Source organism: Pseudomonas californiensis, assembly GCF_021147775.1.
GTDB classification, from domain to species: Bacteria; Pseudomonadota; Gammaproteobacteria; order Pseudomonadales; family Pseudomonadaceae; genus Aquipseudomonas; species Aquipseudomonas californiensis.
This window is the reverse complement of the sequence record NZ_JAGTPK010000032.1, coordinates 45,522-58,941: the sequence shown is the minus strand read 5'-3', so window position 1 is coordinate 58,941 and position 13,420 is coordinate 45,522. Positions and strand designations below refer to the sequence as shown.

Below are 13,420 nucleotides of genomic sequence, written 5' to 3'. Positions count from 1 at the left end.
TTCCACGATGTCTGCATGAGGGAACCCCGGCTTGCCGGGGCCTGACGTCAGCGCAAATGGTTTGGTTACTTTGTCGAAACAAAGTGACCCGGCCGTCAGCACGGAACCTTTCTTGGCAGCGCGGACCCCGTCTGGATATGTACATCGTCGTCAGGATCGGAGTTTTCCAAGGCTTGGATGGCTTTGCTTGAGGCACTTGGGACTGTGGATTCAACTGGATGCACGCTCGGCTGAGGTCACCTTTTCGCCCCTCGGCGACCCACTTTGATGAGGCCAAAGTGGGCAAGCCCCAGGCTCCGGTTGGGTCCGCCTGCGGCGGATTCCTTCGTCCTGATACTGATCCGGCGGTAACTGCAACGGGCCATCCGTAGGGCATACCGGCCATGCGCAGCCCTCTCTCAACTGTCCGCCACCAGTCTGTACCCGACCCCCGCCTCGGTCATGATGAACCTCGGTGAGGTCGGGTCATCCGCCAGTTTCTGTCGCAGATGGCCAACCACAATACGCAGATAGTGGCTGTCCTCGGTATGCGTCGGGCCCCAGATGTCCTTGAGTAATTGTTGCTGTGTGATGACACGCCCGGCATGCCGTGCCAGTTGCGCAAGCACCGCGTACTCTTTGCGTGTCAGCGCCACTTCACAGTCATCCAGCAGCACTCGACGGTACGCAAGGTCGATGGTAAGCGGGCCGAACTTCAACGCGGCGTCTGGTTTTTCGCTGCCTGACACCTGACGCAGCAGTGCTCTGACTCTGGCCAGAAACTCCTGAATCCCGAACGGTTTGGTCACGTAGTCGTTGGCGCCGGCGTCCAGTGCCTGGACTTTCTGCGTTTCGCTCGCACGTACCGAGAGCACCAGCACGGGGACTGCAGACCACTCGCGAAACTCGCTCAGCACTTGCTGCCCGTCCATGTCTGGCAGACCGAGGTCGAGCACCAGCAGGTCGGGTTTGTTCAGGGCTGCCTGAGTCAGGCCGTCGGTGCCCGTGGCGGCCTCAAGCACCTTGTAGCCTTGAGACGCCAGGCTGATGCGCAGGAATTTGCGGATCTGCGGTTCGTCGTCGATCACCAGGATGGTTGCAGTCTGACTCATGAGTGCCGTGCCGTTTCGGTGCCGGTTGAGCGCTCAAGCGTAACCCAGGATGGACTCAAGCCAACTCCTCCATTTCAGCGTCCGGCTGAGTCTGCAACGGCAGGAACAGGGTAATGCGTGTGCCCAGCCCATCAATGCCCTCCTCGACGTTGAGTCGTCCACCGTGCGCACCGATCATGCCCTGACAGATCGCCAGCCCAAGCCCGGTGCCCTGCCCGCCTCGGTCGCCGCGGGCAGCGGTGTAGAACATGTCGAAAATTTTGGCCCGCTCGTCTTCGGGAATGCCGGGGCCTTCATCGCTGACCGAGAAAAACAGCTCGTGATCGACCACACCCGCAGCGACGTGCAACCGCCCATTGAGGGGCGAAAAACGGGCCGCGTTTTCCAGTACGTTGACCAGCGCCTGTTCGATCAGTGCGGCATGCACGTACAACAGCGGCAGCTCGCCTGTGACCTGAGTGCTGACCTGCAAAGGCGTCAGTACCGCACGCAGCCGGTTGAGTGCGCTGCCCACGATGTCGGCCGGTGACACCCAGTCTCGGGCAAGTTTCAGGGCACCATGCCCCAGGCGGGTCATGTCCAACAGATTCTGGATGTAGCGATCCAGGCGCTCGGCTTCATCGCGGGTCCCTTCCAGCAGTTCGCGTCGATCGTCCAACGGAATGGCCTCACCCAAAGCCAACAGGCTGTCGATGCTCCCGCGCATCGAGGTCAACGGCGTGCGCAAGTCGTGGGAGACGGAGGCCAATAACGCGCTGCGAAGTTGTTCGGTTTCGCCATGCAAGCGCGCAGCTTCAAGCTCCTCGGCCAGCTGGGCGCGTGCCAGGGCCTGCGCCAGCGGTTGGGTGAGCGCGGCCAACAGACGGCGATGTTGCGCGGTGAAGGATTGCCCTTCCCGTGCCGTTACACCCAGCAAAGCCAAGGGGCCTTCTTCTGCAGTGATCGGCCACCACCACCAGCGGCCTGAAGGCAAGGTGCCGGTGCTGCTGCCCGCTGGCTGATCATGCTGCCAGGCCCAGTCGGCCGCAGCGCGTTCGGCTTCGGAAAAGGTCAGCGGACCGCCGGTTTCGACCGTCCAACTGCCCTGATCATCGCGATCCACGAGGCACAGTTTCAATTCCTTCCAGCCCGCCAGATGCTGTTCCGCAGCATTGAGCACGGCTCGGCGGTCGGTGGCAGCGGTGAGTTTGCGCGACAGGTCGAGCAGTTCGCTGGTCTGTTCCTGTGTGTCGCGCAGTGCTTGCAGCTGCCGACGCTGACGGGCGGCCAGCTTGCCGGTCAATGCCGACATCAGCAGGAAAAACAGCAGGGTCAGTACGTCTTCGTCGCGCTGAATGCTCAGTGAGAAACTCGGCGGGATGAACAGAAAGTCATACGCCAGAAACGAAAGTCCGGCACAGGCCAGCGCCGGGCCCATGCTGCTGCGTACCGCAACCAGCAGCACCGCAGCCAGAAAGATCAGCGATATGTTCGGCAGCGCCAGCACGCCGGCGACGCCCCATGCGACGAGGCTGGCGATCACAGTGGCAAGCAACGCCAGGCCGTAATCGAACCACACCACTTCGCGCGCCGGACGGGCACGCGGCGGTTGGTCCGGTAATTCTTCGCTGTCATCGAGTACCGATATTTCCAGACCGTGCCCTTCGCGCAGCAATCGCGCCGCCACGCCACCGCCGAACGCGCGACGCCGCCAGTGCCTGCGTGACTGCCCCACCAGTACCACGCTGGCGCGACGTTCGATGGCATGCTGGACCAGTGTTCTGGCGACTTCTCCGGCACGCAACGAAACCACTTCACCCCCCAGCCGCTCGGCGAGTTGCTGAGCGTTCTGCAGCCGCGCACGGGATTGCTCGTCCAATGTCTGGCCGTCGTCGACATGCACGGCGCTCCATGGCAGATGGCGACGCTGCGCGACCCGGCTGGCGTGCCGAATCAAGCGCTCGGCATGCACGTCGCCGTCGATGCCCACAAGCATCCGCCCGCGCACCGCAGGCGCCGACTGACCGAGCTGCCGATAGCCCTGCGCCAGATCGTTATCGACCTGTGCCGCTGCAGTCTGCATTGCCAATTCACGCAGAGCGGTAAGATTGGTCTGAGTGAAAAACGCATCGATGGCGGCACGCGCCTGCTCGGGCACGTAGACCTTGCCTTCGCGCAGGCGCTCCAGCAGCTCGCGGGGCGGCAGGTCGATCAGGATCAGGTCGAACGCCTCTTGCAACACCCAGTCCGGCAGCGTTTCGCGCACCTGCACACCGGTAATGCCGCGCACCTGGTCATTGAGGCTCTCAAGATGCTGGACATTGACGGTGGTGTAGACGTCGATGCCCGCCGACAACAACTCCTGGATGTCCTGCCAGCGCTTGGCGTGCCGGCTGCCCGGCGCATTGCTGTGCGCCAGTTCGTCGACCAGCACCAGACTCGGCGCGGCCTTGAGCAAGCCATCGAGGTCCATTTCTTCCAGCGTTACGCCGCGATACTCCGTGCGTAGCAACGGCTGCTGCGGCAAGCCGTTGAGCAACGCTTCGGTTTCCGCGCGGCCGTGGGTTTCCACCACGCCCGCCAGTACATTCACGCCCTGACGCAGTTGCGCGTGGGCGGCTTGCAGCATCGCGTAGGTCTTGCCGACGCCCGGTGCCGCGCCGAGAAATACCTTCAGCCGTCCTCGCCCTTCTCGGGGCAGTTGGGCCAGCAATGCATCGGCTCGACCGGAATCACTCACGTTGGTTACCACTCTCTCTGAGAATCAATTACGGCGCGCAAACCCCGGGGGGACTGCGCTGGGTCATGTCTGGTTACAGTTGCGCACTTCGTGGTGCAGACGTTAACTGATTCAGGCTCATATTCAAGGCCGATACGTTGACTACCGGCGGGCCGATCAGCGAGCGGACGGTATTGGCTTCAATCAGCGCCTGCACCTTGGCCAGCGGCAACTGACGTGCTGCAGCGACGCGGGCCGACTGCCAGGCCACCGCTTCGGGCGACAAGTGCGGGTCAAGGCCGCTGCCGGACGTGGTCAACAAGGCCAGAGGCACTGGCCCCTGACCTGGAACGGCCAGTTTCGCCGCGTCGTCCTTGACCCGAGTCGCCAGCGCCGGGTTGCTCGGGGCGAAGTTACTTGCGCCACTGGCTACCGTCGCAAAGGCACCGGCCGAGGGACGCGACTGAAACCACTCATCGCCGGTAAACGACTGGGCGATCAGGGCGGAGCCACGCACCTTGCCCGCCTCGTCATACACCAGGCTGCCGTTGGCCTGCGCCGGGAACGCGACCTGCGCCACCCCGGTTACTACCAGTGGATAGGCGATGCCTGTGATCAGGCTCATCAACACAATCAGGCTCAAGGCCGGACGCACTACATTGGACATCTGCACATCCTCAATCAGGTTAGGCTGCACACCGACCGGCGTACAGCACAGGCAACGGTTCAGACCAGACCCAGACCGACCAGCAACATATCGATCAGCTTGATACCGAGGAACGGCACGACAATCCCGCCGACCCCATAGATCAGCAGATTGCGGCGCAGCAGGTGTGCAGCGCTTGCGGCCTGAACCCGCACACCGCGCAGCGCCAGTGGAATCAACACGACGATGATCAGTGCGTTGAACACAATGGCCGACAGAATCGCGCTTTGCGGGCTGGCCAGGTGCATGACGTTGAGCACGCCCAGTTGTGGGTAGATCACCGCAAACAGAGCTGGCAGCACCGCGAAGTATTTGGCCACATCGTTGGCGATGGAAAACGTCGTCAGCGCGCCGCGGGTGACCAGCAATTGTTTGCCGATCTGCACCACGTCCAGCAGCTTGGTGGGGTCACTGTCCAGATCGACCATGTTGGCCGCTTCACGAGCCGCCTGAGTACCGTCGTTCATGGCCATGCCAACGTCAGCCTGAGCAAGCGCGGGTGCGTCATTGGCGCCGTCGCCGCACATCGCGACCAGTCGACCTTCGCCCTGTTCCTGACGGATACGCTCCAGCTTCTTCTCGGGCGTAGCCTCGGCCAACACATCGTCGACGCCCGCTTCTGCCGCAATCGCCGCTGCTGTCAACGGGTTGTCGCCGGTGACCATTACGGTACGGATGCCCAGCTTGCGAAGCTCTTCAAAACGTTCGCGGATACCCGGCTTGACCACGTCCTTGAGATGGATCGCGCCCAGCAGTCGGCCATTGGCGCACACCAAGAGCGGCGTACCACCGGTCTTGGCGATCTTGTCCACTTCACGGGCTAACGCCGCAGGCAGATCGGCGCGATTAAGGTTGATGAACGCCAGCAACGAATCCACAGCGCCCTTGCGGTACACATGGCCTTGATAATCCACGCCGGACAAACGCGTATCGGCACTGAATGGCACCGCAGTGACCGAACCGAGTGTCGGTTCGTTCATCGGGTGCAGGTTGCGCAGGAACTCGACAATCGATTTGCCTTCGGCCGTGTCGTCAGCCAACGAAGCGAGCAAGGCACCCTCGCCCAATTCTTTGAGTGTGACACCGGGCGCTGCGTAAATGGCCGCGCACCGACGGTTACCGAAGGTGATGGTGCCGGTCTTGTCGAGCAGCAGCACGTGCACGTCGCCGGCGGCTTCTACCGCACGGCCGGATTTGGCGATCACGTTCAGGCGCACCAGTCGGTCCATGCCGGCAATGCCGATAGCCGACAGCAGCCCGCCGATTGTGGTCGGGATCAGCGTCACCAACAAAGCCACCAGAAACACCAGCGGCAGGCTGCCACCGGCGAAGTGGGCGAACGGCTGCAGGGTGATGACCACCAGCAGGAAGATCAGCGTCAGGCCGATCAGCAGAATATCCAGTGCGACTTCGTTGGGGGTTTTCTGACGTTTGGCACCTTCGACCAGCGCAATCATGCGGTCCAGGGTCGACTCGCCGGGATTGGTGGTGATACGCACCAGCAGCCAGTCAGACACCAGCCGGGTATTGCCCGTCACCGCCGAACGATCACCGCCGGACTCGCGGATCACCGGTGCGGACTCACCGGTGATGGCCGCCTCGTTGACCGCCGCGATACCTTCGATGACCTCGCCGTCGCCCGGGATCATTTCCCCGGCCTCGACCCGCACCACGTCACCCTTGCGCAACTCGCTGGCATTGACCGTGTGCAAGCTGCCGTTCTCGGTGCGCAGTTGGGCCTTGAGCCCTTCGCTGCCCGCCTTGAGGCTGTCGGCGCGGGCTTTGCCACGGCCTTCGGCCAAGGCCTCGGCGAAGTTGGCAAACAGCACAGTAAACCACAGCCACAAAGCGATCTGTACGGCCACCGAGGTCGGTACCTGCGGGTCAGGAATGACACACAGCGCGGTGGTCAGAATGGCGGTCAGTTCGACCACCAGCATGACCGGCGAGCGCTTGAGCTGACGCGGGTCAAGCTTGACGAACGCCTGCACCAGCGCCGGACGCCACAGCGCAGCGATACCGGTTTTGGCGGACTCGCGGGTGGTCTGCGATTCAGCCGTTTTTACACTACCAATAGGCATGTTCATGTTCGGTTCCTCAAAAACCCAGGCTCAAGTGTTCGGCAATCGGACCCAGTGCCAGCGTCGGCAAAAAGGTCAGCCCGCCGACCAGCAGAATGGTCACCGTCAGCAATGTCACGAACAGCAGGCCATGGGTCGGGAAGCTGTCCTGGCCCTGCGGTATGCTCTTTTTCATCGCCAGACTGCCCGCCAGGGCGAGGACCGGCAGGATGTAGCCGAAACGGCCGATGAAGATCGCCAGACTGAGCATTAGGTTGTGGAAGACGGTGTTGGCACTGAAACCGCCGAACGCCGAGCCGTTGTTGGCTGTGGCCGAGGTGTAGGCGTAAAGCAGCTGACTGAAGCCATGCGGACCGGGGTTGCTGATCGCACCCGCAGGACCGGGAATACTCGCGGCGATGGCGCCCAGTACCAGCACGCCGACCGGCATTACCAGCAGCGTCGCGACCAGCAGCCGCACTTCCTGAGCCTGCAGTTTCTTGCCCAGATACTCTGGCGTGCGACCGATCATCAGGCCTGCCAGAAACACGGCGATCAGCACGTTCAGCAGCATGCCGTTGAGGCCGACACCGACGCCGCCGAAGATCACTTCGCCGACCATCATGTTGACCAGCGCCACCATGCCCGTCAGCGGGTTGAGGCTGTCATGCATGCCATTGACCGAACCGTTGGACGCCGCGGTCGTGGCCACCGACCAGAGCACGGTGCCGGTGGTGCCGAAACGGGTTTCCTTGCCTTCCAGCGGCGCAGTCTGTTCGACGCCCGCCAGATTCAGCATCGGGTTGGGCTGATACTCGGCCCACAGTGACACCGCCCCGCCAATCAGCAACAACGCCAGCATGCAGCCGAGAATCGCACGGCTCTGGCGCATGTCCTTGACGTAATGCCCGAAGGTGAACACCAGCGCCGCCGGGATCAGCAGGATCGACACCAGTTCAAACAGGTTGCTCAACGCGGTCGGGTTCTCGAACGGGTGCGCCGAGTTGACGCCGAAGAATCCACCGCCGTTGGTGCCCAACTGCTTGATTGCTATCTGACTGGCTGCGGGCCCCATCGGCAGGCTCTGATCGGTGCCTTGCAGGGTCAGCGCGTCGATGTAGTGCGCAAAGTTCTGTGGCACGCCCTGCCAGACCAGAAACACCGCCAGCACGATGCTGATCGGCAACAGGCCATAAAGCGTTGCGCGGGTCATGTCAGCCCAGAAATTGCCCAGGCTCTGCGACGAGCGACGGCTGATGCCGCGGCACAGTGCAACCAGCACCGCCAGGCCAGTGGCGGCGCTGACAAAGTTCTGCACGGTCAGGCCGACCATCTGGCTCAGGTAGCTGAGCGACGCTTCGCCGCTGTAGGACTGCCAGTTGGTATTGGTGATAAAGCTCATCGAGGTATTGAACGCCAGCGACCACTCCATCCCCGGCAATTGCTGCGGGTTGAGGGGTAATCCGCCTTGCAACAACAGGATCGCAAACAACAGGACAAAGCCCGCCAGATTGAAGGCCAGCAAGGCCCAGGCGTACTGTTTCCAGGACTGTTCCACTCGTGGATCGACGCCGGATATCCGGTAGCAGGCCCGCTCAACGGGTCCCAGCACAGGCGTCAGCCAGGTACGCTCGCCCTCCATCACTCGGTAGTAAAAACGCCCAAGCCAGGGTGCCGGCAACAGCAGCAGCACGAGAAAGGCCAGGATCAACAGATAGTCATAACTGTGCATGGCCGCTCCTAGTTCTGGTCGGCGCGCAACAGCGCCACCAACAGATAGATGAACAACCCGACTCCCATCAACAGAGAGATACCATCCATAACGCTCATTGCAATTTCCCCATGATCAGGCCACATCGAATACGGCGATGGCCGCGTAATGGCATTGTCAGGATCAAAGGTGTAAAGGAACGAGGGCGAGGCGGCAGAACCCCCATAAAGAAACCGTAAAATTCGGGATTTGGCGCTAAAAAACGCTCGCGCAAAGAACATCAGGTCGGTTGGCGAACCTGGCGTGAATAAATGACATTTCTGTCAGGTTTCAAGCGCTCATTGACGCGCTAAGTTAATGGCTGGTTTTCAAGGATGAGGAACCGGCCATGAACACTGTAGAACGCTATTATCGCGCCCATGAAGCGCCCGTACGCTTGACCCCCAAGGAACAGGAGGCCCTGCACTGGGCCATGCTCGGCAAGACCGCGTGGGAAACCTCGCGCATACAGGATTGCAGCGAAGCGGCGATCAACTTTCACCTGAGCAATATTCGTCGCAAATTCGGGGTCAGCTCGATAAGAGCGGCGCTGGTCATCGCCATCAATCAGGGCATGTTGCTGTCCAGGTAGGCAACTGCTGAAACCGCTTATCAAGCCCCCATAAAAAAGCCGGCCAAGATAGAAAGTATGCTTGGCCGGCTTTCACAAGCAACGCCTCAACGCCTGACTTGCGTATCCTCAGAGCTTGCGACTGCCAGAGTCGGATCGGCAGGGTCGTGGGGCCTGTCAATCGTCACGCCCGGACTGCTGACCTCGATCAGACGGCCAAGGGCGTCGTATTTAAGCGTGCGGTTGCATTCATCGCGAATCAGATTGCCGTCCGGATCATAGGTCAGATCGATTCTGCCCGGGTAATCCGCGTGTTTATTCGTGACGGCGCTCAATTGAACAGGGTCGGGGTTCTCGTAAAGATAGCTGGCAATATTGCTTTCGTTACCGAAGCTGGTCTGGACCAGTCTCAGGTTGTCCAGACCGTCGAAACTGAATAGTTGTCCGGAGACAGTCTTGCCGTAGGGATCCACCGGACAGTGAGTACCTTCACAGGCGTATCGGGTCAGACGTCCACGCAGGTCATAACCGTAAGCCTCGTCCCGAATGACGGTGCTTCCTTCAGTCAGCAGACGCCTGGTCATGTCATCAACATGATCGTACTCCTGTTCCATTCGCTGCATGACGCCGGCAAGATCAAAAATGCGCAGGATCTCGCGACCGAAATCGTCGTACTCCAGACCGACCGCGACACGCTGCTGATTTCCGGTGTCAGTCGTCGTGATGCTTCTCGTGCGACCCAGGGCATCGTAGGTGAAATCCGTGGATGTAGTGCCCAGCGAGGTGTGCCTCAAACGTCCGTAGTCGTCGTACAGGAAGGTTTGCTCATGTTCGAGCACATCGGTATAGCCCAGCAGTCGGCCAAGCCGACTGTAGCGATACTGCATTGAGTAAAGATTGCCATCGGAGAGCCGCTGCTCGCTTTTCAATTCTCCGGTGCTGTAGTAATTGCGCTCCAGACGCTCGCCCTGCTCCTGGGAATGAAGCAGACGTGCATTTTTCGGATCATAGGTGTAATCAGACGTCACGCCCTCCAGCGTCCGTTGCAACGGATCGGAGCCCAGCCGAGGCTCGTAGGTATACCCCACAGTTTTTCCGCTGGGCGTGGTGACCGACTGGGGTTGCAACATTCCCGGCTCATACTTCAATACGCGCTGTCGTCCACCCGTGACGGTTTTCCTGATGCGATCAAGGCCATCGAACACCTGTTCGCCCAGTGGCAATGTCTTGCCGGCATCTTCGACGCTGATGGACACAGGCAGGTCTTCGCTGCTGTGGCGCGCAAAGGCACGGTGCACGATGGCGTTACCCGGCAAGGTGGTTCTCACAGCCCGGCCAAAGGCATCATAGGAAAACTTCGTTTCCCTGAACGGTGGCTCGAGGCCGACGATCTCCTCCACGGTACGTCCCAGGCCATCGCAGTGGCTCTGCGTCTGGCTGACTTTTTTACCGTCACGGTCAAACCGGACGACAAGGGTGGGTTTTTCAAACAGATTGAGCCAAGTTTCGGTGACGCCGGTTTTTACGACGATACCGTTTTCGTCGGTTCCTTCACTCCAGCTGCGCCGGACAGGTCCTTTGGACTCATCGGTACCAATGGGGTCGGTTTCTTCAAAATCCCTGACACCGTCCGGGCCCGTCACGCAGCGTTGTTCTCCCCAGTCGTCGTACTCGAATCTGCTGGTCAACGCCAGAGCACGCGCATCAAGCCAGTCGTACTCGCACTCCCACGCCAGCCGCCCCCATGGATCATAGTGGGCCGCATAGGTCGGACGTGTAAAACGGGTACCGAACGGGCTGGGGTTGTCAGCATCGTCACGTTCCTCGCGGATCACCCGGTGCAAGCCGTCCATGTAACTGATGGTTTTCACGCCCTTGACGTCGAACACCCCTTGCTCGGCCTGATCGCCGTCATCGGCGCAAAGGACATAGCTGTAGAACCGGGAAGCCTCGTACATCGTATCGGGCGCAACGGTCTCCTTGATGACGCGTCTGAGCGAGTCGTATGCATAGCGGATTTCCACATCCTGGTCATCGCGATTGAGCAAAGGCTCACCCATGAGCAGAGAGTGTTCGAGCGTGGTGACTTTCTTTTCTCCGTCAAAGCCGGTGACCGTCTGAACCGTGCGCTGCACACTCTCGCCAAAGACGGGATTTTCCAACGTGTCGTAGGCGAAATCGGTTGTGGTGCCCTGGCCGTCCAGTGTCACGATCTGTCGCCTCAGGCGGCCATGCCGAAATGCATCGGTGGGCACTTTAATATAGTCGTAGACAATGCTCTGCAGCGGCTGCTCGTTTTGTGCGACTTTCTTCCTGATAGCCTCGATGAGCGTGCGCGCAGCGCGTTGAAAGAGAGGGGCCTGTTTTGACGGTAAAGCGGCAGCTATCTTGTCCAGACTCGCTTGCAGCTTATGTATGACCCATGTATCGATCTGCGCCTGCGTTTCGCTCTGCACAGCCAGCCAGTTGTCGAGTTCGCTGTCCGCTATCGGGTCAAGCGACGTGTAACGGTAGCGCGTAACAAGCGTCGGAGCCTGACCGTACTCCGAAGCCGCAGGCTCGACAGCCAGGCTCTTGATGTTACGAACAAACCCTTCCGGATCGCGCGGGCAACCGTCTTCTCCTTCGGCCTCGTACCACACACTGGTCTGGACCACCCCGTTTACGTCAGTCTGACTGAGCAGGTTGCCATGCGTGTCATAGTGGCTGCTGACGGTTTCACTGCGCGGCACACGCCCGCTTTCCAGTTGCTGCCATACGGTCCTGACCTCCCTGGGAAGCTGAAAGTAGTTGGGCTGCTGATCGAAGGGCTTGTCCGGATCAACGTAGTAAAGGGTCTGCACCTCCTTGACATTGTTGTTCTGGCGGGTGGTTTCCAGGGTAAGCAGGTGGAACTGATTGAACACACGCTTGACCGTGCGTGCGTCCTGATCGTCCACGCGCAGGGTTTCAGTAGTGACATAGTCATACCCTTGCGTCCCGCTGTATTTGTAGAGATTGTCGAGACCGTCGTTCGCCCAATCAATCTCAAGGCCGGCACCGAGGAAATTATGCTCAGGGCTTTCGCTGTCCTGATAGGTGTAATGCACCTCTATTTGAGGCTGGTCAAAACCGGGCGTAGTGCGATGACGGGTCACGCGCGGCAATGGCGGACGTCCCGCTGACACCGGAAACTGATGGCCGCTGTCTGTGTAGGCAATGTCTTCGTGACCTCCGGCAGGTGTATCGACCGATGTGACACAGAGGTGTTCGCGAAAGAGGTCGTAACCAAAACGCCAGGAGGCGGCATTCTCGGTAGGAAGTTCAATCCTCTGGACACGATGATCCGAACCTTCCAGCCTCATTGAAAACTCGACCTCCGGCCCCTTCCCCGCACTCATTCGGAGACTGACGGACATATCGTCTCGAAGGATGCTCAGCAAAGATTGACCTGCATCATCAATGACGTGGCTGAGCAACTGATGGCTATTGTCGAAAGGCGTGTATTTCAGTTTCAAACTGTGCCCTTCGGGCACAAACAGTTGCACGGGCAGCGCAACGCGATTTTCGCCACTCCCGATAACTTCAAGTATCTCTACCAGTCCGGACTTGTGCATGACCCGGTACGTCGAGTCGCCCTGTTGGTAAAAGTGAAAACTGTCTATCTTCTTTTCCGGCATCAGTAACTGATCGCCGTTACTGTCGTAAACCTTGAACGTCTCGCCGGTGCTCAAGGCAATGATCTGATTGCCCGGCGTGTATTGCGACAACGCCAGATTCCAGCCCAGGCCAAAACCACTGTCCTGGGTATTGAGCGGGTTATAGTTCAATGCCAATGGAAAACCCGGACCGCGAAGCCCATTGGTTTTTATATCCGGCAATGTAATGGAAACGGTGTACTGACCGGTACGTGGGTCTACGCCGCTTTGGACGAAACTCATGAAATTGAAAGCGTTGGAATGTACGGAAGTTGAAAGCGTCATTGCGTGATTCTCCCATTCTTTTTCGCAAGGGAAGACAGGCCTCATCGTTCCCTTGCAACGAAACCCATGCGCTCACCGTCAACGAGAGGTTCTCACCCTGACACAGGACAGCTTTCCTTTTATCTGATCCTCGTCTTCACGTTTTTTCCACTCGAGATAAACGCCCTCCTGAACGATATAGCCAGGCTGTCTGCCTTTCAGATCCTCGATTTTAATCCAGCCCGTACTGACCGGATCAATGTACGTCTTTAAAGCAAACACCCACCCACCGGAATCGTCACAGTGCCTCGACTCCAATTCGATGCCCGTGGCCGAACGAACATTATCCAGCTGAAAATAACTCATCTGATCATTCTTGCAGGGATCATCATTCGCGAAACTCCAATCCACAGTCGAATTGATGGTGACCGAGCACTGATCGCCGTCAGGTTTTCCCTCTTCAAATTTTTCTGCAAACCTTATGTAGCGCGATGTATCGTCTGCGGGCGCTACCGGCTGCCTGTCAGACCTGCATCCTTGCAAACTCGTCAAGCCTGCCACCAGCAGGCAGGCAAAAAAACCATTCCTTATATTCATGACCCT

9 protein-coding genes are annotated in these 13,420 nt (G+C 59.6%); 1 reads left to right on the top strand and 8 read right to left on the bottom strand.

The window, feature by feature from the left end; translation table 11 throughout:
* Positions 1–398 precede the first annotated feature (398 nt).
* From KDX37_RS23125 to kdpF, 6 genes are all read right to left on the bottom strand, one after another.
* The gene (locus tag KDX37_RS23125) at positions 399–1,091 is read right to left on the bottom strand and encodes a response regulator (protein ID WP_231655338.1); all 693 of its coding nucleotides are present in this window, start codon (positions 1,089–1,091) and stop codon (positions 399–401) included.
* Positions 1,092–1,146: 55 nt separating this feature from the next.
* The gene (locus KDX37_RS23120) at positions 1,147–3,810 is read right to left on the bottom strand and encodes a DUF4118 domain-containing protein (RefSeq protein ID WP_231655337.1); all 2,664 of its coding nucleotides are present in this window, start codon (positions 3,808–3,810) and stop codon (positions 1,147–1,149) included.
* 73 nt (positions 3,811–3,883) lie between these two features.
* Positions 3,884–4,456: a potassium-transporting ATPase subunit KdpC gene (kdpC, locus tag KDX37_RS23115; RefSeq protein ID WP_231655336.1), complete on the bottom strand. Its 573-nt coding sequence runs from the start codon at positions 4,454–4,456 to the stop codon at positions 3,884–3,886.
* A 59-nt stretch (positions 4,457–4,515) separates the two neighbouring features.
* Positions 4,516–6,582 (bottom strand): potassium-transporting ATPase subunit KdpB, encoded by a 2,067-nt coding sequence (kdpB, locus tag KDX37_RS23110; RefSeq protein ID WP_231655335.1) that lies wholly within the window; start codon positions 6,580–6,582, stop codon positions 4,516–4,518.
* 10 nt (positions 6,583–6,592) lie between these two features.
* Positions 6,593–8,287 carry a potassium-transporting ATPase subunit KdpA gene (kdpA, locus tag KDX37_RS23105; RefSeq protein WP_231655334.1) on the bottom strand — a complete coding sequence of 565 codons (1,695 nt, stop codon included), beginning with the start codon at positions 8,285–8,287 and terminating at the stop codon, positions 6,593–6,595.
* Between the two features lie 8 nt (positions 8,288–8,295).
* Positions 8,296–8,385: a K(+)-transporting ATPase subunit F gene (gene kdpF / locus KDX37_RS23100; protein WP_004882540.1), complete on the bottom strand. Its 90-nt coding sequence runs from the start codon at positions 8,383–8,385 to the stop codon at positions 8,296–8,298.
* A gap of 269 nt (positions 8,386–8,654) precedes the next feature.
* Between kdpF and KDX37_RS23095 the strand changes: the two genes are divergently transcribed.
* Entirely contained in the window at positions 8,655–8,897 is a 243-nt protein-coding gene (locus KDX37_RS23095; RefSeq protein ID WP_004882541.1) for a helix-turn-helix domain-containing protein, read from the top strand.
* A gap of 86 nt (positions 8,898–8,983) precedes the next feature.
* Here the strand turns inward: KDX37_RS23095 and KDX37_RS23090 are convergent, their stop codons facing one another.
* Positions 8,984–12,838, bottom strand: coding sequence for an RHS repeat domain-containing protein (locus tag KDX37_RS23090; RefSeq protein WP_231655333.1), 3,855 nt, complete (start codon positions 12,836–12,838; stop codon positions 8,984–8,986).
* A gap of 78 nt (positions 12,839–12,916) precedes the next feature.
* Positions 12,917–13,414, bottom strand: coding sequence for a hypothetical protein (locus tag KDX37_RS23085; protein ID WP_231655332.1), 498 nt, complete (start codon positions 13,412–13,414; stop codon positions 12,917–12,919).
* Positions 13,415–13,420 lie beyond the last annotated feature (6 nt).

What these genes read in the sequence shown, in the direction of transcription:
- KDX37_RS23125 (WP_231655338.1), bottom strand. Translation starts at nt 1,091, where the DNA reads ATGAGTCAGACTGCAACCATCCTGGTGATCGACGACGAACCGCAGATC.
- kdpC (WP_231655336.1), bottom strand. Translation starts at nt 4,456, where the DNA reads ATGTCCAATGTAGTGCGTCCGGCCTTGAGCCTGATTGTGTTGATGAGC.
- kdpB (WP_231655335.1), bottom strand. Translation starts at nt 6,582, where the DNA reads ATGAACATGCCTATTGGTAGTGTAAAAACGGCTGAATCGCAGACCACC.
- kdpA (WP_231655334.1), bottom strand. Translation starts at nt 8,287, where the DNA reads ATGCACAGTTATGACTATCTGTTGATCCTGGCCTTTCTCGTGCTGCTG.
- kdpF (WP_004882540.1), bottom strand. Translation starts at nt 8,385, where the DNA reads ATGAGCGTTATGGATGGTATCTCTCTGTTGATGGGAGTCGGGTTGTTC.
- KDX37_RS23095 (WP_004882541.1), top strand. Translation starts at nt 8,655, where the DNA reads ATGAACACTGTAGAACGCTATTATCGCGCCCATGAAGCGCCCGTACGC.
- KDX37_RS23090 (WP_231655333.1), bottom strand. Translation starts at nt 12,838, where the DNA reads ATGACGCTTTCAACTTCCGTACATTCCAACGCTTTCAATTTCATGAGT.
- KDX37_RS23085 (WP_231655332.1), bottom strand. Translation starts at nt 13,414, where the DNA reads ATGAATATAAGGAATGGTTTTTTTGCCTGCCTGCTGGTGGCAGGCTTG.